The organism is Treponema vincentii (assembly GCF_018336815.1).
GTDB lineage: Bacteria > Spirochaetota > Spirochaetia > Treponematales > Treponemataceae > Treponema.
Genome location: NZ_CP050497.1, coordinates 1,452,928 through 1,478,464, shown reverse-complemented (window position 1 = coordinate 1,478,464; position 25,537 = coordinate 1,452,928). Strand labels below are relative to the sequence as shown.

The following is a 25,537-nucleotide window of genomic DNA, read 5'->3' as shown; positions in this document are numbered from 1 at the left end:
AAGCTTAAGGAAAACCTCTAAAAAACTGAAGTTTTTAGAGGTTTCCATCAGTGTGCATAAGAATACTTTACCAATTTGATAGGAGCATCCGGCTATGAGCAAAGGATTAAAAACAGGGCTTATCGTTCTCGGCATTATTGTGCTGATTATTTTTTCACTGTACGGTTGTGTAACCCGTTCGTATAATTCGATGGTAGCGGCGGATGAAAACGTTAAAGCGGCATGGAGTCAGGTAGAAAACGTATACCAGCGCCGTTTCGATTTAATCCCCAACCTCGTGAACACCGTAAAAGGCTATGCGAGCCATGAGGAAAAAGTCTTTACCGAAATTGCGGAAATGCGCTCTAAAGCAGGTGGTGTTATCAATGTTTCGGACGACGTCTTAAATAATCCCGAATCGTTTGAAAAGTTCCAAAAAGCACAGAGCGAGTTAGGCGGTGCACTACAACGACTGCTTGCCGTCGCAGAAAATTACCCCGAATTAAAAGCAAATGAAAACTTTCGAGACTTACAAAGCCAGCTTGAAGGAACCGAAAACCGTATTGCCGTAGAACGGAAGCGTTTTAATGAAGCGGTACAGACATATAATTTACAGATTAGGCGTTTTCCGCAAGCCTTTCTCGCTAATATGTTCGGCTTTAGAGAAAAGGCGTATTTTAAGGCTGATGAACAAGCTGCAACTGCGCCTAAAGTTGAATTTTAACTGATTATCGATTAAGGAAGGGATGCAATGAAAAAGAATAGGCTGTTAAAACTGATGGATATTTCTCCTACTCAAATGAGAGAAATTGCGGATACGGTTGCGGAGGCTGAGAAAAAGACAACCGGAGAAATTGCCCTTGCGGTTGTGTACCAAAGCGATTCCTATGCCTTTGTAGAGCTATTCGTTGCATTTTGCGCATCCTTTCTCTCTTTTCTCATCTTGTTTTTATGCGCTGCCCCCATCTGGAACCTGTTGGAACGCACTGTTTGGTTCCCTTCTCCTGCCCAGTTGACAGCAGTTATCGGCAGCAGTGCAGCTACCGTTGTGCTTATCGTTTATTTATTGGTAAATATTCCCGCAATCGACCGGCTGATTATCCCGAATGCCTTAAAAAACCGCCGCGTCTATGCCCGTGCACTCCAACACTTTGTGGAAAGCGGCATATATAAAACTACCGGACATTCAGGCGTTCTCATCTTTGCTTCCGTACTGGAACGGAAGTTTTTTTGTCATCGCCGATTCGGGAATTGCCGCAAAAGTAGCTCAAACCGAATGGGACAGCATTTGCAAAATTATGACTGCAGGATTAAAAGAACGCCAGGCCGCTCAAGCCTTTATCTCTGCCGTAAAAGAATGTGGCAGGATTCTGCAAGAACACTTTCCTAACAAAGCGGAAAATCTCAATGAGCTGCCCGATGGGCTTGTTATTTTAGAATACTAACCTCCTTTTTTTGCAAATATACGGCACATCTGCGTTGTCGCATCATGAAAAGTGTACATCCGTGTACACTTTTCATGACGAGTTTCAGCGATGCTGAAACATCGCTTCTGATATAACCAGCGGCATCCGTGCCGCTTCTGAAACTAGATATCGGATTCAGAATGGATATGGATGAAGAGAGTTGTTGCATTAAAACGGCGGTTTTCTAAAGATGAATTGTCCCCTACCCTTTTCGCCTAAAAATTCGTTATTCTTTACGATTAATTCCCCACGGCTGAATACGGAATCGATTGCACACTGCACCTTCATCCCTTCATACGTGCAGTAATCGCAGGCGCTTTTCAAATTTTTCTTTGTCAGCACTTCTTCGGCATTGGGATTGATCACCGTGATGTCGGCATCGGCGCCGGGCAACAGGCATCCTTTTTGAGGATACATACCGAAGATGCGGGCAGGATTTGCCGCCATCACCTGTACGAAACGCTCCAACGAAATCCGCTTTTTTTGTACGCCTTCGGAGAAAATAATCCGCACCCGCTCTTCGATCCCGGGAGCGCCGCCCGGTCCCTTGGTAAAATCGCCCTTGGTGTCCATCTTTTCTTTTAACAGGAAGGGACAATGGTCGGTTGCGACTACTTGGATATCGCCGTTTGCAAGCCCGATCCAGAGCGCTTCTATATCTTGCTTTCTGCGCAAGGGCGGCGCCATAATATATTTCAGCCCTTCGATATTTTCAGGATCATCGGGGCTGCCGTTCTCGTTTCCGTATTTTTCTTCCGAAAGCGTCAGATACTGCGTACAGGTTTCAACAAACAGCCGATTAACGTGCTGCCGCCCCTCTATGACGCTGATAAGCGCCTCTCCCGTAGAAAGATGCACAATGTACAGCGGGGCATCTTCCACCATTTCCGAAAAATGGATAAGGCGAGAAACAGCCTCGGCTTCCGTTTCGTTAGGGCGGCTGCGCGCATGGTAGATAGGCAGCATTTTATTTTCTTTTACGAATTTCGAGCGGAGATAGTTAATAAGCGAATCGTTTTCCGAATGTACGGTTAAAATTCCGCCCGCTTCCTTCACGGTTTGCAGCAAGCGGTAAAAACCCGTGTCATCAATTTTAAATCCGTAAGTCGTATAGGCCTTAAAGCTCGTAATACCTTCGTTTTTAATGATACCGGATAATTCCTGCAAGATAGCGTCGTCGACATGCTGAATAACGCCGTGAAAGCTGTAGTCGATAACCGCTTTTTTTGCAAGCTCATGGTACCGGTCAATGGAATAATGCAGGTTGCATCCGGCGGGGCCGAAAGCGATATGGTCGATAACGGAGGTCGTACCGCCGCAAGCTGCTGCAACGGTACCGGTGTAAAAGTCATCGACGGCGCGATATTGCGGGGATTGCTGTAACTCAAGATGTGTGTGCGCATCGATTAACCCCGGCATAACATAACAGCCGGAAACTTCATATACGGCATCAAAATCAGCAGGGGGAAAATGCCCAATTCCGGTTATCTTGCTGCCGGTTATCGCAATATCCGCCTTAAACGTATCGTTTTCGGTTACGAGTGTACCGCCCGTTATCAATGTCTTTTTCATATAGTAAACCTCCATTTACAAATTGACTGTAAAAACGCCGGAAACGCCGCGAAAGTCGATTGCTTTCGGAACGCTCCCGGCGCATAATCGGCGTAAGACTAGTCTTCCACCATGATTTTTAATATCACCTTATCGGTTTCCCGCATACCGTCGGCTGCAACAGAGCCTACACCGGCAATGGTCTTTTCTATATCGCCTTTTACGATACCCTCGCCCGGTTGAAATACCCTGTTTTGCATTGCAAGGTAATGAGCATTCAGCGCTGCATCGACCGATGAGGCAATCTTTGAAGCGCACGAGGGCTTGGCGCCGTCGCAGACAATTCCCGACACAACCGCAAGGGTATTGGTAATTGTCCCGCATACCTGTTCATAGCTGCCGCCTGAAAGATATGTAACGGCAGCCCCGCTTCCGCAACCTGCACTGACAGCTCCGCAATAGGCGGAAAGCCGTCCGATCCGCGTCTTTTGATGAATCGCAATCAAGTTACTAACCAGCAACCCGCGTAACAGCTTATCATGCGGGAGCTTTTTTTCTTCAGCAAACACGATAACCGGTAACGAAGCAGTCAAACCCTGATTACCGCTGCCGGAATTGGTAACAACCGGCAAGGTACAGCCGCTCATGCGGGCATCGGAACCTGCGGCGGCGGCGGCCTGTGCACGGATTTTTAGGGTAACGGCTTGCTCCGCTTCAGCAGCCTTCAAGAGATTCGCGCCTGCGTTAATACCGTAGCGATGTTCCAAGCCTTCCTGTGAGATGCGGGTATTATAGTCGATCTGCCGCTCCAGTATCGGGCGGACGCGGTCAAGGTCTATCGTATCGGCAAACTCAAGGATCTTTTTTACCGACAATCCCGCGCGGTCGGTCAACGCGGCATTTGCACTGGCCGGATCAAACGGAATAGATAATACGTCTTTTCCGTTTTTGGTTGTATGCACGATATTCGTATGCTGATGGATAATCTCAACCGATGCGCTGTCGGCGCCGGCAAAAACTTCTACAATAAAATGCAGAGAAGCGACCGTATCCAACAAGGACACCTTGCAAGGAACTTTTTCCAAAAATTCCTTGGTACGGGCGATATCGGCTTCGGTTATGTCGGCAAGGACCTCAAGCCCCTTATCGGGATTACCGCCGATAATACCGATTGCCGCCGCCGCCGGAATACCTTTCATGTTGCCCGAATTGGGGACGGTAACGCTCTTTACATTTTTAATAATGTTACCGCTGCTTTTAATGCACACGCGGTCGGGAATTTTCCCGAGCAAAGTACGGGCATGAGCGCCCGCATATGCTATGGCAATCGGTTCGGTACAGCCGAGCGCGGGAACCAGCTCTTCTTGAAGGATTGCAATGAATTGATTACAGTCAATGTCCGTGAGTTCCATACCTTACGCCTGTTTTAATGTTCCATCGGGTTTATAGAATACACCGCGCAGAATAAGTGCGAGCGCGCCGTCTCCGGTTACGTTGCATGCCGTTCCGAAGCTGTCCTGCAAGGCAAAGATGGCGATCAACAAGCCGGTACCGATTTCGTCAAAGCCGAGTACGCTGATAACGATACCGAGCGAAGCCATAACCGTTCCGCCGGGTACGCCGGGCGCTCCGACGGCGAATACACCGAACAGAAATGAGAACAAAATCATTGTTCCGACTGAGGGAACCGAGCCGTACAGCATCTGAGATATCGTCATTGCAAAGAATGTTTCGGTAAGAACGGAACCGCACAAATGGGTTGTCGCTCCCAGCGGAATCGCAAAGTCAACGATATCAGCAGGTAAAACACTGGATTTATGTGCACAGCGTAGCGCAACCGGCAAGGTCGCAGCGCTTGACATCGTACCGACAGCGGTGGCATACGCAGGGCCGTAATGCTTTACCACTTCAAGCGGATTCTGCTTGGAAACCGCACCGCCGATGAGATACAGCAGCGTCATCCAGATAAAATGACCGATCAGTACGATAATAATAACCTTTAAGAATACGGGAAGCTGGCGGGTTAAGCTGCCGCTGTACGCAAGCTCGGCAAAGGTTGTCGCAATGAAGAACGGCAGCACCGGTACGATAACGCGGTTGACGATTTCGAGCACCATTGCCTGAATCTCTTTTAAGAGCTTTTCAACCGTAGCGGCCTTTGTCCAAATAACCGAAATACCGGCTAAGATAGCCAATACCAACGCAGTCATAACCGGCATAATCGGTTGAATATTCAGCGAGAATGCCGTCGCCGGTATGTCAACCAATTCGGCAGCCTGTGACGGGATATGCAGGAACGGGATCAGAATATATCCGGCTACAGCCGAGAACAGGGATGCACCGACTGCGGATAAATACGATATCAGCAAAAAGACGCCGAGCATTTTTCCCGCATTTGCTTTTAAGTCGCAAATTGCCGGAGAAATAAAACCGAAGATAACGAGCGGAACGGCAAAAAAGATCAGCGAACCGAGTAACCTTTTAATTGTCGCGATGATCCCCATCACCGGAGCGGGTACAACTAACCCGAGTACCACACCGGCAAGAATCCCCAATGCAAGCTGCGGTAACAGTCCCAATTTTCTACCGCTTTGTTTTTCCATAATAGAAGCCTCCATAAAAATTTTTTAGGTAGTGATTGTCCGTCAATTAACATGAAGCGGATCAATTCACAACAAAGGATATTAAACCTGTTCGGAAACTTCCGTTTCTGAACAGGTTACCTTGAAATGCGATGTTCTCGCATCGTGCCATTTGTGCGATTGGGAACTCGTCGACCTATTCGAAAACGAAAGTTTCAGAATAGATCTATTATATACCCGCTTTTTTCCATTTGTCAAATTATAAATGAGGTAACAGTGCCCTGTATTAAGCGAAGAAGAAATACAAGCAAAAATGGAACAGGAAGCACGACGGCAGCGGATAAGCTATCTTTTACTCTTACAGTTAGAGGTTATTGATTCGTAATGTGGTGCTGTGATAAACTGCTAGGGTATGTACTGGAGGCTACCTAGAGAAGTGCTGATTAAAGCGAGGGCGCATTGAATTAGCACTTTCTCAGATTTATTTGTCTGATGCATTTTCTCCTAAAAATAAACTGTGCAAAATATAGCGGAGGCATTTATGAAAGGTTTTGAGATTACATTTCCGGACGGCTCAAAAAAAACAGTTTGTTGAACCGATTTCCGCGCGTGCTGCATTGGCATATTGTAAAGAGCCGGAATCGGTTGCATTCGGGATGAAAGTAAATAACGAATTAGTTCCGTTAAACAAGATGATCGATGTGCGCGCTACTATAAAGCCTGTCTTAAAAGGAACTTACGAAGGATCGAATATTTACCGGCGCACGCTGTGTTTTCTGTTAGCCGCTGCCGCACGGAAAGTATACCCCGATTTACGACTGTTGGTTGGGCACAGTTTCGGCTACTCGTACTATTATACCTTTGAAGGCGCCCATGCTTCCGATATCGATCTCAAAATAATCGAAGATAAAATGCACGAGATGGTTGATGCGGATTTACCGATACAAACGCAATCCGTCGCATACTCCGAAGCGCTGGAACTTTTTGCAAATACCAATCAGCCCGATGCGTACCGGCTGCTTTCCTATAACAGTAAGCCGAAAATCACGATCAACATACTCGATGATTATTACGACTTATACTTCCAGCCGTTGATGGATCGTGTCGGCTATTTAAAAGTATTCGAATTGATGAAGTATGAAGACGGCTTTTTGCTGCGCTTCCCTGCAACTGCCGATACCGACACACTGCCTAAATTTAAAGATATTCCGCAGCTTTTTACCGTATACAAAGAATATAAAATGTGGGGTAAGATGATCGGCGTATCTTCGGTCGGGCAATTAAATGAAATTATCGAAAGCCGTAAAACCAAAGACTTCATTGAAATTACGGAAACGTTGCAGAATAATAAGCTGGCGCATATTGCCGAGCAAATTAGAAACAGAGGAAACGTCAAAGTGATTCTGATTGCAGGGCCGTCCAGTTCAGGAAAAACGACCTCCGCAAAAAAACTTTCAATGCAGCTGCGCGTCGTAGGCTATGAACCTTATGTTATCAGCCTCGACGATTATTATGTCGGCAGGGATAAGACGCCGCGTGATAAGGACGGAAAGTTTGATTTCGAATGCCTTGAATCTTTGGATGTTCCGCTTTTAAATGAGCTGTTGCTCAAACTATTTGCGGGTGAAGAAGTTGAGCTGCCGTCTTATAATTTCAAAACAGGTGAGCGGTTTTATACCGGAAAAAAACTTCGCCTCAATAGCCGCTCTATTCTCATCTTGGAAGGAATACACGGATTAAACGACAACCTAACCCCGCAGATAGACGCTTCGCTTAAATTTAAGATATATCTTTCGGCATTAACACAGCTGACCTTAGATGATCATAACCGGATACCGACTTCCGATAACCGGCTCTTGCGGCGTATTGTGCGCGACGCTCAATTTAGAGGCAGCTCCGCATCGATTACCATCGGTATGTGGTCTGATGTGCGGGCGGGAGAGGCAAAGCATATCTTCCCGTATCAAAATACCGCCGACGTTATCTTTAACACAGCGCTCGATTATGAGCTTTCGGTACTGAAAATTTATGCGGAACCGCTGCTCCGTGCGGTAAAACCCACCGATCCGGCATACAGCGAAGCATCTCGACTGCTCATCTTCTTAAACAACTTCCTTTCGGTCTCTCCGTCCTTCGTGCACGGGCAGTCCATTTTACGGGAGTTTATCGGCGACAGCGACTTTTCGTACCGATAAGTGGGCATTCCCGACAGAAGTTCTGTAAAGAAACGGTTTATCATATCCGCTGCTAATGCGGATTGCGTAACAGTTTTTGGACTGCCCCTTTTTACTAGCTTTTTTTACAGCTGTCTTAGGCTGATTCCTATCACAAGTCCTATAGCAATCATTGCGGTCCACAAGGAAGAGCCGCCATACGACAGAAATAAAAGCGGAATACCGGTAATCGGCATAAATCCCATAACCATCCCGATATTTACAACAAAATGAAAAAAGAGCATCGCAACGACACCGGAGACAATGAGTTTGCCGAATAAATCACTTGTCTTTTGAATGATAAAAAACATCCGTAAAAAAATGATTGCATAAAGTCCAAATACCAAAAGCCCGCCGAGAAATCCCCACTCTTCGGATAAAATACTGAAAATAAAATCGGTACTTTGTTCCGGCAAAAAGCGGTAATGGCTTTGCGTTCCTTTTAGAAAACCTAAGCCCGTTTTTCCGCCTGAGCCGATTGCCGTCATCGATTGGAGAATATGCCAACCCGCACCGAGCGGATCGCTATTAGGATCCAAAAAGATAATGAGCCGTTTCATCTGGTAGTCTTTTAATACTCTGCTCCCAACCAATGCACCGGATAAAGAGATGGCGACAATACCGAGCACATAGCCAATCCAGTAATAATACCGTTTCTTTAAAAGGATGTATCCGATTGCAGCAATAACCCCCGCCCCGACAACGGAAAAAATAATCAACAGCATAATATTTTTATTGCCCAATACTTTAACCGCAAGGGAAGATTTGTGTAAAATAGTCCGCTCCCAAAGAGGCAGAAGCGTGAAAACAAGCGTACAGATCGTTGTTCCCAATAAGCCGAACACATATCGAAGCGGAAAACCGGCTATAAAACACATAATTAAAAAGATGGGAAGATAAACGGAAGCTGTTCCAAGATCGGGCTGTAATAAAATCAACCCCATCGGTACGAACATAATAACCGCAGCCTTTATAAATCGGCGAAGTTCGCTCTCATTCTGAGATCTTGATAGATACCATGCAAGAAATACAATATAAATAATTTTTGTAAATTCGGAAACTTGTATGCCGAAATCTCCGATTCCGATCCAGCTCCGTGCACCTTTAACGGTTTTTCCGAACAGTCTTGTGTACACCAATAAGAGCATCGTAATAATATAAATCAATAAGGCACGATCGGCGATTTTAGTATAATCGTATATCGCTACCGCAAACAGTAAAACCAAGCCCGACACTACCCAAATAAGCTGTTTAACATATTCATGCGAAACCGATATGCCATCGGAATTAACCCCGGAAGAATAGATAAAGAGAATACCGACAACCGATAAGCCGATTACAGCTAAAAACAGTATATAATCAAAATTAGTAACTTGTCTCAAATTCATTCTTGCCTTACCCTTACCGCCGGTAAAAAGCGCCTACCGCCGAGAGCCTCAACCGCTTCTTCATACGTTTGATCTGCAAAGATACCTTGAAAGATAATATTCGTGGCATAAGGCGCCCACCACTCCCATTTGTTTTGCGCTTCAACCAATACTACTACTATCACCGCGTTTTCTGCCGAAGCATTGTAAGGTCCGTAAGCCGCCATCCATGAATGCCAGTGATCCGCAAGACCGACTTCTGCAGTACCTGTTTTTCCTGCAAGCTGCACGATTTTATTATGCATAGGATATTGAGCTGTCCCATCCGTAATGGTATACCGCATATCCGCCCGTACCTGTGCGAATACATCCGGAGAAATATCACTTTGCTTTAATATCTCCGGCTTTTTTTCAAAAATGAGTTCGTTGGTACCGGGGGCTCGAACCTCTTTTAACAAATGCGGCTTATAGATTATACCGCCGTTAACAACCATTGCAACCATATTTGCAACCTGTAACGGAGAAGCAAGCATAAATCCTTGTCCGATGGCCATATTCATCGTATCTCCGCCAAGCCATTTTTCATGGAATTGCCGTTCCTTCCATACCGGATTGGGTACTTGACCGATCGCTTGACTCGGCAAATCAATTTCAGCAGACTTACCATACCCAAAATCGCGGACATACTCGACCATCTTATCGATACCGAGATTATCGCGGCATACCGTCCAATAATAAATGTCGCACGACTGTGCGAGTGCATTTCGCAAATCCAAATAACCATGCCCGTAACGCTGGTGGCAACGGAACAAGTGATTACCGTATTCTACTTTACCGGTACACTGTATTTTTTTTTTCAGGAGGAAACGCCTTTTCAGAAAGAATAGCGGTAGACATAGCAATTTTAAAGGTCGAAGCGGGCGGATAACTTGCATTAACGGCTCTGTTCAAGAGCGGATTACGAGGATCATGCAACAGCTGCGCATACATCTCATTGCCATTATCATTCAAAAAAAGGTTGGAATCAAAAGAAGGATACGAAACCAGCGCAAGAATTTCTCCTGTTGTAGGCTTCAGCACAACAGCAGCCCCAATACGTTGACCGAGGGCATCTTCCGCAAGCTTTTGAATTTTCCGATCGATGGTTAAGATAAGATTGTTTCCCATTTTAGGGGGAGTAAATGCAGTATTGTTTTCAATTAAACGTCCTCTTGCATCAACCGTACGATATTCGCTGCCATCCTCTCCACGTAACCACTCATCATAGTATTTTTCGATACCGGCCTTACCGATTGAAGTATTCGCGGTATAACCCTTATTATAGAAAGTCTTGAGTTCTTCTTTTGTTATATCACCGACATAGCCGAGAATATGGGAAAATGATCCCGTTTCAACATAATTACGCACCGGCTTTGAATGCCACGAAACGCCCGGAAGTTCGTCGATATTTTCTGCAAGTGAGGTAATGACTTCATAAGGAAGATTAGACCGTATCGCGATACTTTGAAAGGAACTACGCTTTGCCGGTAATTTCTTTTCAATATCTGCAACGGGAATTTGCAGAATATTTGCAAGGCGGGCGATAACCGTCGCAAATGCCTTTTTCGGAATTTCGCCCGGCGTTACCGACACGGCAAAGGTATTGGTGTTAAGCACCATAGGGATATTTGCATTACGGTCAAAGATTTCCCCGCGTTGCGCCGGTATACGCTCTGAACGCTGGGATATTGTTTGAGACTGTTTTCTAAATTGATCGCCTTGAACAATCTGCATCGAAAATAATCGAAAAAGATATATCACTAAAATACAGAAAACAAAGACACTAAAAAATTTCAGCCGTCTATCAACTTGTTGAAAATCCTGCTCATACATGGAACTCAGAGCTCCTTTATTTCAAACGCATTCGGAAATAAACCGAACAACATAAATAACAGCGGTGCACAGAGAGCGTTTTCTGCAACTTCAATCCAAAAGGAGACTGCAAATAGGTTATAAATCTGAATACTTTGTCCAAACAGTACATGCAATATCAATATGATTCCGGCTTTTAAAAATGTCGCCGAAAGACCGAGTACGAGCGGAAAAAAGAAGCGCCGCACATTATATTTTCCGTACAATATACCATAAAGAAATCCGAGTACGGTAAACGTAAATGAATGGAGTCCCATCGGCGCCATGGAAAGAAAATCAAAAATGAGTCCGGAAAAAAAACCTGCCGTAATACCGACGACTGTCCCGTTATACAGCGCAATATACACCACAAGAATTAAAATTAAATCCGGTAGCGCCGACAATAATTGAATATGGGACAGAATAGCTGTTTCAAACACACCGAGTAAAAAGGCTGCTGCAATCGTCCACAGAATAACTTTCCTCACTGTGCTGCCTCCCCATCAGAACCCGACAAGTTTAACACGAATACATAATCGAGCCGGGAGAAGTCGATAATCGGCTGTACCGCGAGCTCAAGGTAGGTTTCATAATCATGCACCTTAATACCGGTTATAATGCCGATGGGACTATCTTTAGGGAACAGATTGTTTTCTCCTGAAGAAAGAATTCTATCGCCGATAGCAATTTCGTCTTTTGCCCGTTTTTGTACATACTTCATAATAAGCGGAAGATCGGCAGTACCCTGTCCGTTAATCAAACCCCGGTGCTTTGTTGTTTGAACGGAGGCGGCAACATAACATTGATAATCATATATTGGGATAATCATACTGCTGTCGCGGCCGGTTTGTACGATTTTTCCTACCAAACCGACATTGCTGCCTTGAAATGCCAATACCGGCATATTCTTACGCACACCATGCTTTGTTCCGCGGTTAATGATAATACCGGAATAGAGGTTGTCGGGATCAAAGCCGGTAACCTGCGCCGGAATATTTTTATATGTAATCGTGTCCGCAAAACCGAGCAGCTCCTTTAACTCTCTGTTTTCACGGCGGATGTCGGCATTTGATCGCTGCAAAAGCTCATAATCTTTGAGTTTTTCGCTCAACGCCACATACTTCGAACGCAGCTCCGCAAGCTCCCGCACAGCCGACACCGCATCCGTCACAAATGATGATATCGAATGTACGGCATTTTCCGTCCCTGCAGCCACCGAAAAACCGACCGATTTAAAATCGACAATAAACCGACCGCCGGAGAATGTCAGCAACACCGAAGATATGATAAGCAGCAAGATCAATAAAAAAACATCAAGCTTTATTTTAAATGAAAATTTTTTTTTCATTGCATTAGCGGTTTAGACTCTCATACAAACTGCGGTTACCCGACATATCCTTATATACGTCATAGTATAAACCTGCACCGATCGCCACGCAGTTCATAGGGTTTTCGGCAAGGATGACCGGAACATGCGTTTCTTTGGAGATAAGCTTCGGTAACCCTTTCAACAGGGCGCCTCCGCCGGTCATAACGATCCCCCGCTCTACAATATCGGCTGCCAGTTCCGGCGGCGTCTGTGCGAGTGTTGTTTTTATCTCTTCGACAATCTGGGTAATCGGCTCCCTCAGCGCCTCGCGCACTTCTACGGAATCGATTTCGAGGCGGCGGGGAAGTCCGGTAATTGCATCAGTTCCCTTAATTTCTACTCGTTCCATATTTTTTTCGGGGAACGCATTACCGATTTCAATTTTAAGGCGCTCGGCAGTCTGCTCTCCGATGATAAGGTTATGCACGGAGCGGATATGCTTAATGATAGCCTGATCGAATTCATCGCCGCCGACACGGATGGCATTGGTAACAACCATACCGAGCAATGAAATAACCGATACCTCAGTCGTACCGCCGCCGATATCGCATACCATATTACCGGCAGGTTCCGTAATCGGAATTTGAGCGCCGATGGCTGCTGCAAGCGATTCTTCAAGCACCTCGACGCTGCCCGCACCTGCTTTTAAGGCGCTTTCGTGCACGGCGCTGCTTTCCACATCGGTGATGCAGCTCGGGATTCCGATAACCATACGAGGCTTAATAAGCCTGTGGCGCGGCAAAATCTTGGAAATGAAGTACCGGATCATTTTCTCCGTCGTATCTTTATCTGCAATAACACCGTCTTTCAGCGGTCGTATAGCGATAATATTGCCCGGCGTCCTCCACAACATCCGTTTAGCTTCGGCGCCGACCGCCACGACCGATTTTGTTCCGCGTTCTACAGCAACAACTGACGGTTCATTAACGACAATACCCTTTCCTTTTATATAGATAATAGTATTACAGGTTCCCAAATCAATGCCGATATCGGCAGAAAATCTTTTAAAAAAGCCCATATTCCGTACGTTCCTCCTAGCTTATTTTATATTCAATTTTGCACGTGTTTCCGCATGTATGGGATTAAGCCGTATCGCAGATCGCCACTCATACCGCGCCTTAATCATATCACCCTGCATCTCATGTATCAGTCCGATACCGTAATGAGCATCAGCAGAGTTGACATCTTTTTCAAGTACAAGCTTGAATTGCTCTAAAGCATCTTCCGGTTTATTTTCCTCTAAAAAGAGCAACCCGAGTTGATTTCTACACCGTACTTCCAACACGGCATTGCCGGTTTTTTTTATGGTTTCAAAAAGATAGAGCTTTGCATTTTGTAGATCACCCTTCTTTTTATAGTTCTCCGCTACGGCATATAGTATGAAATCGGAAGGGTTTACCGCAAGCGCCTGTGTAAAGGCCTCTATCGCCTTATCGGTATCTCCTAATAAAGAAGCCGCCATACCGCGGAACTCCGACAAATCGCTTGCCTCGATACCGCCGGTATATGCTTCATCCAAATACTTCACTGCAAGATCGGCATAGTAATAGCCCTGTTGATAATATGCCTTCCCGAGTACATAAGCGATCTTAGGGATGTCTTTATCTTTAGTTAGATACAGTGCGCGGCGCAAATGCACGATAGCTGCGGTAAGATAATCTGCGCCGATGGATAAATCGGTCTGCTCGGCAAAAAGGTAATATGCGGCAAAACCGTGCAGTGCAAGCGCAGTTCCATCCATCGGGCGTTTCTCTAAAATTTGAGCGGTTTTTGCATACACTCCCGCATAATCTTTATTTTCCCACTGAGTATATACCGTACGTATCGACGGCACACGGAAATAACGCGCCCGATAAACAGTAAAAAAGAAGAGAACTCCGGCAACGATAAGTGCAATACACAAAAAAAGAACGGCATATCTTCCGATATGCGGTTTCGATGAATGCTGTGTCTTACCGTGGTGCCTTTTCATACGTTCCTAACTAATGTCCTTCATAACGGAATCTATCCGTATAAATAAAAATAGAGAGCCATAAGCCGGATTCTGTCTGCGAACAGGGTAACCATCTATCTTATTGCTGCATTACTACAGCAATTTCCGCAATCAACCCGTAAATAAAGGATCGGATATCCTTTACTATTCAATTTTGCTCCTGATGAGGCTTGCACTGCCACCCCGTTACCGGAAAGCGCGGTGGGCTCTTACCCCGCCTTTTCACCCTTACCGTTTTACCGGCGGTTTATTTTCTGTTGCGCTGTCTGTCGCCTGCATTTTACAATACAAGTGCCCGGTCGTTAACCGGCATCATTTCCGAAGGAGTCCGGACTTTCCTCCGTATATCACGGCGGTTACCGGCTCTCTATCCTATTACACTATTAATCTTCGCTGCTGTCTGATTCAGCCTCGTCATAGTCAGACGAATCATCCAAATCGGCTAAGCTTCCCATATCCATATCGTCAAAAATCATATCCTCAGCAGCATCCTGCTCGCTTTCTTGATAATACAGAATTCTACTGCAATAGGGGCAGTACATGATATTTTTTCCTTCCCGCACTTCAATAGCAAATTGAGCCGATAGGATCATGTGACAGCCCATACAGACATTACCTTGAACGGGGACGATACCGATACCTTGCTTGTTTTTGATGATACGGTCGAATTTAAACAGCGTATCGCTATCCAAATCGGGAGCAATCCGCTGCTCCCCTTCAACAAGCTCAGCCAACTCGTTTTTCTTTTCGGCAATTTCTTTTTCAATCATCGCCTTGCGTTCATCGAGTTCCTGCTCCTGCTGTTTAATCAACGCCTCTTCGTTTTTAATCTCTTCGTCAAGACGTTTGTGATTGGCTTCGTTTTTAAGGATTTCCTTGCGAAGTTCGGCTTCTTTTTTAGTGGCATCCTGAATTTCACGATCAAGAGCATCATATTCCCGCTGTGTGGAAATAGTATCCATTCCTTTCTCGGCCTGTTCGCGCTTCTGTTCGGTTTCAAACAACTCTGCTTTTAATGCCCCGATGGTTTGCCGTATTGCTTCGTCATCGGTATTCTTCTTAATATAATTGGTTTTATACTGCGCCAACAGCTCTTCCTGCTTTACCAACAGTTGAGGCGCCTCTAAAATCTCACTATCAAGCTGATTCTTCCGTGCAAGAATATCCTGTAATTCACGCAGTTTATCAAAAATCTCCGCTGTAACCATCGTCACTCCCCTATATCAAATATTCCCTATGTATCCAAATAATCTTTTAATTTGCAGCTCTGTTTAGGATGCCGCAGTCTACGTAATGCCTTCGCCTCAATTTGGCGAATACGCTCACGGGTTACGTTAAAATACAAGCCGACTTCTTCCAAGGTCAGCGCATAACCTTCATCAAGACCGAACCGCATCTTAAGCACTTCTTGCTCCCGCAGCGGCAAACATGATAACACGCCGCGCAGCTGCTCTTGCAAGAGAATATACTCCGTCAGGTTGGATGGATTTTCGACATCCTTATCTTCAATAAAGTCACCGAGCGAAGAATCTTCTTCCTCTCCTATCGGCGTTTCAAGTGAAATAGGTTCGCGCGCTACGTTTTTGACCTGCTTAACCCGCTCGACATTCCAGCCAAGCTGTGCAGCGATCTCTTCATCAGTCGGCTCCCTGCCGAACTTCTGCATCAGCTGCCGCGATTCGCGGGTAACCTTGTTGATTTGTTCAATCATGTGTACCGGCACACGGATAGTCCGCGCCTGATCGGAGATGGAGCGTGTGATTGCCTGCCGTATCCACCATGTCGCATACGTCGAAAACTTATATCCTTTGCGATATTCAAATTTTTCAACCGCTTTGATTAAGCCGATATTGCCTTCCTGAACCAGATCGAAAAAGTGTAATCCTCTATTGGTATACTTCTTTGCAATCGATACAACCAAGCGCAGGTTTGCATTAATGAGCTTATCCTTTGCCTTTTTCAGCATTGCATGACCATGGCGTATCTCTTTCGCAAGTGCGATAATATCTTCCGTCGGCGCTTCAAAATCATATTCGATTTTTCGAACCTTGCGAATGAGCGTTTGAATATGCGTATAAATATCACGGATATCGCTTGCCGTCATACCCAGCTCTTCTTCCAGCTTCTGCCGTTCACGCGGAATAGCGAGCCGTTTTCCAAGCTTTCGTAAATCAGAGTACGCCCGTATACCGAGCTGACGTTGTTTCTTTTCACGTCGGCGCCGATACTCCCGTATTTTCCGTGCAGCCTCCAAAAAATGATCCGAAATTTTTTCAATTTCTTCTGTTTGAAATTCAATTTTCTGTAAATAATTCAGGATTTTTTTTCGTGTTTTTTGCAGATCTGCATCATCCAGAAAACTGGCAAGCGTCTCTTTATCGTATAGTTTCTTTTTTAATAAGATATAAGCCTTTATATCGGAATAGATGGGTTTTAATTGTTCGCCGTACGATTGGCGGAGCCGTTTTTTTTCGGCATCTTCATAGCTCAATTCTTTACGCGGCTTATTGCTCTCTGAAGAACTGATTTTGGCAAACGCTTTTTGAGCGATCATCTGAACTTCGGAAATCAGCACACCGGAGTTTTTTATCGCACTTTTGATGATATTCTCCCCGTCCTCCATCGCTTTCGACAGAATAACTTCCTGTTCGGCTGTCAGCAAATTTTCTTTGCCGATATCACGTAAATAGAGTTTAATAGGGTCGTCAACAATCGCTTCTCTATCGTTATTCAAAAGCTTTTTATGCGTTTCTTCGGGTTTTGAAAATTCAGCGTTGTTTTCAGGTTCAAGCTCGGCTTCTTCAAACAGCTGTTCCTCGCTTTCAAGCTCTACTTCATCAAGCTCATCCGCGAACATATCATCGGTTTCTTCGGCGACCTCATCAACTACTTGTATCTGCTCCTGTTCGAGCAAATCTAGAATTTCATCCATTACAGCTTCGGACGAAGTCATTTTTTCAGGCAACAAATCGGTCAATTCATCCCATGTCAATGACTTGCGTTCTTTTGCATGGGCAATCAACTTTATAACAATAGGATCTTCGGAGATATCTATCATTTACGTCGTTTCCTTTAATTCTGCAAGCACTCTGTCGATATGCAGTTTCTCACTCAGCAGGTCATTGGTATGCCGAATGTCATCAACATTACCGCTCTCATGCACTGCTTGCAATTTACGGATTATGAGCTCCTTTTGCCGCTGTAAAGCATTTTGTTTAATATAGTAGATACCGTCATACACCAGTTTATCAGGATTTTCTGCAAATTCACCTTTAATAATTGCACTGCTTACGGCATTCCTTAACGTTTCGGAAGGACAATGCGCTAATAAGCTGTCATACGTATTTGCATCGGCGCGATAACATTCTTCTAATACAATAAACAAATCCTTCGCAGCAGGATCCTCAAAATCATCGGAAGTCAACTCTGTCCGCATTTTTTTAAATAGATGAGGATTTGCAGCTGCTGCAAGCACGATCCTCAGCTCCGCGGTCATTTTAAGCGCAGTGCGCTTTTGTGTTTCACTTTTTCGTGTAGGCGGTACCCGTTCTTGTTTTTGGTCATACTGTATATAATCAGTAAATAACGCTTTTGAGCTTATACCCAAATCCGCCGAAAACTTATGTATTGTTGACTCTTTTTGAATATCGGATTCCAACACCTCAATATAGGGGAATAGAAAGGCAGCAGCTTGAGCCTTTCCTTCAGGACTCACTACATCAAACCGCCCAACGGCAATTTGAATAAGATAATCACTGTCTAAAATAGCATTTTTCACCAGTTCCGTCAAGCTTTCGGCACCCTTATGCGCCAGTATCTCAGCGGGATCCTTTCCTTCCTTTATCATCAGCACCCGCACCTGCAAATGTCCGGCACGGCAAAGCTTTATCGCCTTGTATGTTGCCTGTTGTCCTGCAAAATCGGAATCGAAAGAAAGAATGATAGTGTCGGCAAAGGATTGAATAAGCTTTACCTGATCTTCCGTCAAAGCAGTACCCAACGGAGCGACGGCATTGGTAATACCTGCTTGATGAAAGGCGATAACATCCATATAGCCTTCGCAAAAAATAACCGTTTTTTCTTTTCTAATTTGTGCGAGTGCCTGCGAAAACGCAAAAAGCGTCTCGCCTTTTTTATACTGCGGTAAATCTCCGGTGTTAAGGTACTTCGGTCCATCGCCTTCCAGAATCCGCCCGCCGAAAGCTACCGGCTGACCGTGCCGATTACAAATCGGAAACATAATTCTGTTAGAAAAAAACGAAACTTCGGGATAGTTTTTGGAAAAGAGTCCCGACTTCGCCAAGAACTCCGCGGAATATCCCTTTGTCTGTAAAAACTTAAAGAGCCACCGACGGTCAGCCGGTGCATACCCGAGGTTGAACTGCTCGATCATTTCGGGACTTACCGCCCTCCTCTCCAGATACCGGAGCGCGGAGGCGCCTTCGGGAGTGTTCAGCAGGAAATAATGAAAGGTTCCGCTCACTCTTTTGTACAATTCGAGCACTGTTTCTTTAAACGAATCTTCCGGTGCAGGACTGTAACTGCCTTCCGCATACACAACCGGAATACCGGCACGCTTTGCAAGCGCTTCCACCGCTTCGGTAAAGGACAGCTTTTCCATCTCCATAACGAATTTAATGGTAGATCCGCCCGCACCGCAGCCGAAGCAGTAATACATTTTTTTGTCGGGGATAACATGGAAGGACGGTGTTTTTTCACTGTGGAAGGGGCAGCACCCCCACCAATCATGCCCGCGCTTTTCCAAATGAGTATAGTTTTCGACGATCGACACCAAGTCGGTATGATTGTTTACTGCGTCGATTGTTTCGGTGGTAATTTTTGCCATCGCGGTCAGCGCCCCGCAGCCCGTTTTAAAATAATCGCGCCTGCTTTTGCATGTTCCGTTAAATTTCTGGTAAAAATATGCGTACCGGTCTCCGCATTTTCCAAGCGGAAGTAGAGGTACCCGCTTTTTTCGGGATTACAGGCGGCGTATAAGGCTGTCATACCCGGATTGGAAATCGGCCCCGGAGGAAGCCCCCGCCATTTATAGGTATTATAGGGATGATCTATTTCCAAATCCCTGTTCAACAGGCGGTCAGGGTGAGGTTTATGCTGAATCTCCGTCAAGATATATTCAACGGTTGCACACGATTGCAAGCCCATACCGATTTGCAACCGGTTTGAAAAAACACCGGCAATTTTTACGGCTTCTTCAGGTACGCGGTATTCCCGCTCGATAATGCTTGCTAAAATAACCGCCTCGTACCGCTGAGCAGGATCATCGGGAAAATGAGGAATATCGGCTGTTTTATGGAAGAAATTATCCAGCATCACCGTGATAACTCGTTCCGCCGTTTCGTCGTACGAAAAAAAGTAGGTGTCGGGAAATAAAAACCCTTCGGCGGAAGCACCGATAATGCTGTATGATTGCAGCAAAGCCTCGTTTTTTGCTGCGGCAAGGAAATCATCGGCGGCGACAACCTGCCGATCTTCAAGAATCGCTGCCGTTTTTGAAAGGGTCAGACCCTCCGGCACGGTAACCTTGATCAGCTCTTGTTTTCCCGCTTGTAAATAGGCGCAGAGTGTATGTACTGACCAAGCGGGAGAAAGTTTATATGTTCCGGCTTTAATCGGTTTATTAACAAGCCGGAAATACAGGTATGCCGGATACTCAAACCGGATGAGCCCCGCCGCTTTTAAATCGGCAGCAATTGCCCGCACGGAAGCGCCGCGTTTAATGGTAAAAAGCTGTTCAGCTGGATTTGTATCAAAAGAAGCAGGAGTATAAAAACCGGCAACCGTACCCACTGCGATAAGAAGGATACACGCCAACACAAACATTATTAAGCGAAAGCGTTTTTGTTTCATAGATATTGCTTGCATTACCGCCCGCCGTAGAGCTGTTCCGCTTCACCGATGGTAAGATTTCGATAAATATACTTTTCAGCAAAAGCATTCAATGAATACAGCTCATCGGGCAGCGGGAGATTTTTCCTAAAAAAAGAAATAAGCGCTTTGAGTTCTGAATCTGAGAATTGATAAATCGGCAGCTCATCACTCATAAGTACAGATCCGTTCCTTCAACAGCGCTGAATATTTCAAGCGTACCGGCGCCTATATAGTTGCAGTAATGCTGTGCACTTGATTCTATCGCTAGAATCTTTTTATCGTTATAGGTCGGTTCGTGATGGAAAAGCGCTAATTTTTTAATTCCCCACGAAGTTGCAAAATCAATAGCGAGGGAAAAGGTAGAATGCCCCCACCCTATTTTTTTCGATGGAATCGGTCATCGTATACTGAGCGTCGATAATCAACAGTTCTACATCACTGTAAAATGCGATATTGGCATCGTTTTTTTCAAAGTCTTGAGGACGAAGTTCCGTATCGGTTGAAAAGATGATCTTTTTTTGATTATCGAAAATTGAATATGCCACACACCCGCCCGGATGACGCACACGATGCCAACCTATCCGGGTATTACCGATGTGGATGTACGGTTCGTCAGGGGCAATACAGCGGAACTCAAACTTTGCAGTAAAGCCGCCCTTCCCGAACATAGTTATCGGGAAATACGGCCACTTCATCTGCTCTTCTAAAAATTCCCGCATTTTAGGGCGAGTGCTATATATGATAATGGTATTGCGTGAATCATACGCGGGGCCAAAAAAGGGAAGGCCTTGGACATGATCCCAATGAAAATGAGAGAAAAAGAGATGATAGGTTTGCGGACGATCAAAATAATCAAAGCGATTTTGCAAATTGATTCCCAATTCACGGATACCGGTACCCGCATCAAAAATGATATGATTACACTCTTCGGTTTCCACCTCTACGCAGGTAGTATTCCCACCGATAGTTCCAAAGAGCCATGGCGGTAATGAAGCAAGAAAACGTTCCCGTGCATCTTGATCGGTAATGTCTTTTTCGGTTATCCGTTGAACGACGGCAGAAATTTTCGCTTGAATTTGCGCTGCACTCAACGGAGTTGCAATCGAACCGCGAACGCCCCAAAAATGTACCCGCATACACTCCTCTATTTTTCGGTGAAATCCGCGCTTTCACCGGTTCTTTTTCGTCGAATGACAGGAAATTGTTTTGCAGTATCAAGCAAGCCTTGAATTTCTTCCGCCGAATACCGTTTACCGCGATTTATTCCCGAACAGCTGCGGGCATTTACATTCCAACGCTGCTCATTTTCGAGTAAATAATCCCAAAACGGATATGACGAACATTGAAAAGGCCGATAGTTATATGCAATACAGCCGTTATTCCATAAAATACAATCGTAATTAGGCAGCTCTTTTAAACAAAGATACTCGTATCCATCCCCTTGGAGTACCCACCGGCAATATTTTTGAATAAAAGCGGATCGTTCCAACGACGCCCATGTCTGCAAATTCTGAAGATCGCGAGGAGATAAATACACAAACCCCGGATCATATCGACAACATGCCGAACATCGGTCGCACGAAAAGCATAAGCCGTCTTTCCAAAATAATCCTTGCTGCAAAAACTACTCCGTTACAATTATTCTATTATTATATATGAAAAATCCTGCTATTTCAAGCATTTTTTTGTTTTGCTGCGTTTTTACTATGTGTTTTGGTATGAATTTCCGACGTATGTACTTGCGAAGATGCAATAACCGGCTTATACTAAAACGATATGCGGTTTTTTGATAGGTTTTTTCGCTGGCTAAAGAGACCTCAAATATATGCGCTGGTTGGCGGCAACGGTACCGGAAAAAGTTTTAGGGCACGGATGGTCGCGCAAAGATATGGAATTGATTTGATTATCGATGACGGATTGGTTATTAAAGGCGATAAAATACTTGCAGGGCATTCTGCAAAACGGGAAAAGACCTTTTTGGCAGCAGTAAAAACAGCTGTCTTTGACGATAAACAGCATCGTGATGAAGCGGCAAAAGTGCTTCATCAATTAAGCCGTAAAAAGGTGCTGATTTTGGGAACGTCGGATAAGATGGTTAATAAAATTGCAACACGATTGCAAATTCCGCCGCCGCAAAAAATTATCCGTATTGAAGATATTGCAACGAGGGAAGAGATTGAAACCGCTATCAGGAGTCGCCGTGTTGAAGGAAAGCACGTTATTCCCGTTCCCTCTGTTGAAGTTAAACGGAACTATCCGCAAATATTTTACGATAAAATCAGGCTGTTGTTCCGTAATGCACATATTGGGCGCTTAAAAGAAGAAGAAACGTTATTTGAAAAATCGGTTGTGCGTCCCGAGTTCTCAAAGGTCTATGCGGCACAGGTTTCCGATACCGCATTAAAAGAAATGGTGATACAATATGCGGCGCAGTACGATAGTGCGGTACATATTAAGAAAATAACCGTTCAAGCGGAAAGCAACGGTTACAGAGTTATTATGATGGTCGATATGCCTGCCGGCCCCGATTTGGCGGGCAGGATATTGGCGTTAAAAGACTTTATCATAAAAAACATCGAGCGGTATTCCGGAATTTTTATCGAAGATTTTAATATCGTATTGAATAAGATGATTGATGTACAAACGGAGAACTAAGATGGCACGAACATTAATTCCATTATGGCAAAATTGGCAATTTGCAGAAAACTTTACGGAGCAGTATATACAACCCGATTGCGACGAAACTCATTTTACCGAAGTGCAGCTTCCTCATACGGTGAAGGAATTACCGTACCATTATTTTGATGAAAAAATATATCAATTCGAATCATGTTATCGAAAAAAATTTGCTGCCCCTTCTCAGTTGCAAGGGATGCGTCTTTTTATCGACTTTGACGGCGTAATGTGCTATGCGAAGGTCTTTATTAACGGACAGTTTGCCGGTGAGCATAAAGGCGGATATGTTCCTTTTTCCGTAGAGATTACTCAATACGTTGAGTATGGAGAAGCTGAAAGCAACGTACTCGTCGTATATGTCGATTCGACGGAGCGGGCTGATATTCCTCCGTTCGGCGGTATGGTAGATTATCTGTGTTACGGGGGCATTTACCGCGATGTTACCCTACGTGCAGTACCCCATTGCCATATTGAATCGATGTATGCCCATCCTGTTTCCGTTTTAACGGCGGAAAAAAGTTTGCAGGTTGATATTGCGATTGAACACAGCGAGCGAACAAATCAATCGATTGATATTTCGGTAGCGCTTTTCGATTCCAGAAACCGGAAACGGGCAGAGCTGAGCAGAAGTCTTGTCGTATCCGTTCCGTTGCTTTCTCTATCGATGATAATGGATGAATTAACCGGCTTAAAACTATGGACACTTGAAAAACCTGAGCTGTACCGCGTCGAAGTATCGTTACTGGAAGACGGCATGGTATGTGATGCCGTATCGACCCGTATCGGATTCCGCACGGTTGAGTTTACGCCGGAAGGTTTTTTCTTAAACGGCAAACTGCTCAAGCTGCGCGGTTTAAACCGGCACCAGTCTTTTCCGTATGTCGGTTATGCAATGCCGAAGCGAGTGCAGCAAAAAGATGCGGATATCTTAAAATATGGACTTGGCGTTAATATCGTCCGTACCTCGCATTATCCGCAGTCACCGTATTTTTTGGATCGATGTGATGAGATGGGCTTATTGGTTTTTGAGGAAATCCCCGGTTGGCAGCATATCGGCGATTCGGCGTGGCAAGATATCAGCTGTGAAAGTGTCCGGAAGATGATCATTAGAGATCGAAATCATCCTTCTATTATATTGTGGGGAGTACGCATTAATGAATCGCCTGATTGTGCGGCGTTTTATCAGCGCACAAATACGATCGCCCATGAGCTTGACCCGTACCGGCAGACCGGCGGTGTCCGCTGTATTGAGAACAGTGAATTTTTTGAAGATGTCTATACGATGAACGATTTTATATATGGTTCTCAAGGATTGCCTGTTGGCAATGGAGCGGGAATTGCGCGAGCGCTTCGTTCTCAGCGTGAGGTTACGGGACAGTCCGATGTGGTGCCGTATCTGGTAACCGAGTTCGGCGGACACATCTATCCGACAAAGCGGTTCGATCAGGAAGAGCGCTTGGTTGAGCATGCAAAACTCCACCTTTCGGTGCAAAATGCCGCCGCGCTCGACCCGCAAAAATGCGGTGCAATCGGCTGGTGCGCTTTTGACTATAATACCCATGCGAATTTCGGTTCGGGCGACCGTATTTGCTACCACGGTGTGATGGATATGTTCCGCCTTCCTAAGTTTGCTGCAAGCGTTTATGCGAGCCAGCTGTCTGCGGAAGTACGGCCGGTGTTGGAACCGTTAACCCGTTATACCGTCGGCGACCGTGCAGTCGGCGGAATTGCGCCGCTTATCATCTGTACGAACTGTACCGCAGTCCGGCTGAGCATCGGCGAAAAAGATTTAGGTCTGTTTTATCCCGCTTTTGACCGATATCCCGGGCTTGCGCATCCGCCGGTTGTTATCGAGAACCTTCCAAGCGTGTGGGGCGGCGGATGGGAAGATGCCGTATTCATCGGCTACCATAACGGTAAAGAGTGTATTACCCGCCGCTTTACTGCAAATCCCGTTGCGACGCAGCTTGTGCTTACCGCCGATGAGACAAAACTTCGGGCGGACATACCCGATGCCGTCCGCTTTGTTGTGCGGCTCCTTGATCAGGCGGGGAACGAACTCCCTTATAGTTCGGAGGTTGTGCAGATTAAGCTGAAAGGCCCCGCCGAGGTTATCGGCCCTAAGGAGTTCGCCCTCATCGGCGGCGCCCGCGGCTTTTGGATTAAAACGCTCGGAAAAGTCGGCACGGTAAAGGTGTCCGCACAAACCGGTGAATTTAAAAGCGAAACCGTTTCAATCCGCATCCGGTGAGGTTGTAGGTATCAATCTTTAGGTAAAGTAAAATTTTAAGGGTAATTGACAAAGATTTTATTTTGCGCTATAGTCTTCAAGTATTTTTACGGCGGTATAGCTCAGTTGGTAGAGCAAACGGCTCATATCCGTTAGGTCATAGGTTCAAGCCCTATTGCCGCTAACTCCTTTTACATTTACACCGAAGTATCGCCGAAAGGCAAGATAAATCTTTCTGTTACAGTATTGGTGTTCATATTTCCGCTTTATTTCTCACAGTACGCTAAACGCAAGCAAAAATAATAGGTGTATTTTCATCGTACTAATCC

At 45.3% G+C, this 25,537-nt stretch carries 18 protein-coding genes, 1 tRNA gene, 1 other RNA gene and 3 pseudogenes; 6 read left to right on the top strand and 17 right to left on the bottom strand.

Annotated features, from left to right (window positions below; translation table 11 throughout):
• Positions 1-94: 94 nt before the first annotated feature.
• Positions 95-703: a LemA family protein gene (locus GWP40_RS06670; RefSeq protein WP_212564698.1), complete on the top strand. Its 609-nt coding sequence runs from the start codon at positions 95-97 to the stop codon at positions 701-703.
• A 27-nt stretch (positions 704-730) separates the two neighbouring features.
• Complete coding sequence (locus GWP40_RS06665) at positions 731-1,369, top strand: TPM domain-containing protein (RefSeq protein WP_230974301.1); 639 nt, start codon at positions 731-733, stop codon at positions 1,367-1,369.
• A 244-nt stretch (positions 1,370-1,613) separates the two neighbouring features.
• Here the strand turns inward: GWP40_RS06665 and hydA are convergent, their stop codons facing one another.
• The 3 genes from hydA to GWP40_RS06650 form a co-directional block, all read right to left on the bottom strand.
• Positions 1,614-3,017 carry a dihydropyrimidinase gene (gene hydA / locus GWP40_RS06660; protein ID WP_212564697.1) on the bottom strand — a complete coding sequence of 468 codons (1,404 nt, stop codon included), beginning with the start codon at positions 3,015-3,017 and terminating at the stop codon, positions 1,614-1,616.
• A 98-nt stretch (positions 3,018-3,115) separates the two neighbouring features.
• Entirely contained in the window at positions 3,116-4,408 is a 1,293-nt protein-coding gene (locus GWP40_RS06655; RefSeq protein WP_212564696.1) for an L-cysteine desulfidase family protein, read from the bottom strand.
• A 3-nt stretch (positions 4,409-4,411) separates the two neighbouring features.
• Complete coding sequence (locus GWP40_RS06650; protein ID WP_212564695.1) at positions 4,412-5,599, bottom strand: dicarboxylate/amino acid:cation symporter; 1,188 nt, start codon at positions 5,597-5,599, stop codon at positions 4,412-4,414.
• Positions 5,600-6,119: 520 nt separating this feature from the next.
• Between GWP40_RS06650 and GWP40_RS06645 the strand changes: the two are divergent.
• Positions 6,120-7,773: pseudogene (locus GWP40_RS06645) on the top strand (nucleoside kinase).
• A 104-nt stretch (positions 7,774-7,877) separates the two neighbouring features.
• Here GWP40_RS06645 and rodA read toward each other — a convergent pair.
• The 14 genes and pseudogenes from rodA to GWP40_RS06575 all read right to left on the bottom strand — a co-directional run bounded on the left by rodA (position 7,878) and on the right by GWP40_RS06575 (position 21,923).
• Positions 7,878-9,179, bottom strand: coding sequence for a rod shape-determining protein RodA (gene rodA / locus GWP40_RS06640; protein WP_212564694.1), 1,302 nt, complete (start codon positions 9,177-9,179; stop codon positions 7,878-7,880).
• Positions 9,176-11,030: pseudogene (mrdA, locus tag GWP40_RS06635) on the bottom strand (penicillin-binding protein 2). The gene rodA and the pseudogene mrdA overlap by 4 nt, the downstream one beginning before the upstream one ends.
• A 5-nt stretch (positions 11,031-11,035) precedes the next feature.
• Positions 11,036-11,536, bottom strand: coding sequence for a rod shape-determining protein MreD (gene mreD, locus GWP40_RS06630; RefSeq protein ID WP_212564693.1), 501 nt, complete (start codon positions 11,534-11,536; stop codon positions 11,036-11,038).
• Positions 11,533-12,396 (bottom strand): rod shape-determining protein MreC, encoded by an 864-nt coding sequence (gene mreC / locus GWP40_RS06625; protein ID WP_212564692.1) that lies wholly within the window; start codon positions 12,394-12,396, stop codon positions 11,533-11,535. Before mreC ends, mreD begins: the two co-directional genes overlap by 4 nt.
• Positions 12,397-12,400: 4 nt before the next feature.
• Positions 12,401-13,435 carry a rod shape-determining protein gene (locus GWP40_RS06620; protein WP_016524105.1) on the bottom strand — a complete coding sequence of 345 codons (1,035 nt, stop codon included), beginning with the start codon at positions 13,433-13,435 and terminating at the stop codon, positions 12,401-12,403.
• Between the two features lie 21 nt (positions 13,436-13,456).
• The gene (locus GWP40_RS06615) at positions 13,457-14,389 is read right to left on the bottom strand and encodes a tetratricopeptide repeat protein (protein ID WP_212564691.1); all 933 of its coding nucleotides are present in this window, start codon (positions 14,387-14,389) and stop codon (positions 13,457-13,459) included.
• Between the two features lie 46 nt (positions 14,390-14,435).
• Positions 14,436-14,781, bottom strand: an RNA gene (rnpB, locus tag GWP40_RS06610) — RNase P RNA component class A.
• Positions 14,782-14,793: 12 nt separating this feature from the next.
• Positions 14,794-15,618, bottom strand: coding sequence for a zinc ribbon domain-containing protein (locus tag GWP40_RS06605; RefSeq protein ID WP_212564690.1), 825 nt, complete (start codon positions 15,616-15,618; stop codon positions 14,794-14,796).
• A 26-nt stretch (positions 15,619-15,644) separates the two neighbouring features.
• Positions 15,645-17,468 carry an RNA polymerase sigma factor RpoD gene (rpoD, locus tag GWP40_RS06600; protein ID WP_212564689.1) on the bottom strand — a complete coding sequence of 608 codons (1,824 nt, stop codon included), beginning with the start codon at positions 17,466-17,468 and terminating at the stop codon, positions 15,645-15,647.
• Entirely contained in the window at positions 17,469-19,256 is a 1,788-nt protein-coding gene (gene dnaG / locus GWP40_RS06595; protein WP_212564688.1) for a DNA primase, read from the bottom strand.
• Between the two features lie 5 nt (positions 19,257-19,261).
• The gene (mltG, locus tag GWP40_RS06590; RefSeq protein ID WP_230974299.1) at positions 19,262-20,281 is read right to left on the bottom strand and encodes an endolytic transglycosylase MltG; all 1,020 of its coding nucleotides are present in this window, start codon (positions 20,279-20,281) and stop codon (positions 19,262-19,264) included.
• Between the two features lie 14 nt (positions 20,282-20,295).
• The gene (locus GWP40_RS06585) at positions 20,296-20,475 is read right to left on the bottom strand and encodes a hypothetical protein (protein ID WP_016524111.1); all 180 of its coding nucleotides are present in this window, start codon (positions 20,473-20,475) and stop codon (positions 20,296-20,298) included.
• Positions 20,472-21,438: pseudogene (locus tag GWP40_RS06580) on the bottom strand (MBL fold metallo-hydrolase). Before GWP40_RS06580 ends, GWP40_RS06585 begins: the two are co-directional and overlap by 4 nt.
• A gap of 8 nt (positions 21,439-21,446) precedes the next feature.
• A complete protein-coding gene (locus GWP40_RS06575; protein WP_212564686.1) occupies positions 21,447-21,923 on the bottom strand; it encodes a YkgJ family cysteine cluster protein in 477 nt (158 codons plus the stop codon).
• 155 nt (positions 21,924-22,078) lie between these two features.
• On the opposite strand from GWP40_RS06575, the gene GWP40_RS06570 reads away from it, so the two are divergent.
• The 3 genes from GWP40_RS06570 (at position 22,079) to GWP40_RS06560 (ending at position 25,392) form a co-directional block, all read left to right on the top strand.
• On the top strand, positions 22,079-22,957 hold the full coding sequence (locus tag GWP40_RS06570) for a hypothetical protein (RefSeq protein WP_212564685.1): 879 nt from the start codon (positions 22,079-22,081) through the stop codon (positions 22,955-22,957).
• 1 nt (position 22,958) lies between these two features.
• Positions 22,959-25,229: a glycoside hydrolase family 2 protein gene (locus GWP40_RS06565; protein ID WP_212564684.1), complete on the top strand. Its 2,271-nt coding sequence runs from the start codon at positions 22,959-22,961 to the stop codon at positions 25,227-25,229.
• A 90-nt stretch (positions 25,230-25,319) separates the two neighbouring features.
• A tRNA-Met gene (locus GWP40_RS06560) sits at positions 25,320-25,392 on the top strand.
• Positions 25,393-25,537: the final 145 nt, after the last annotated feature.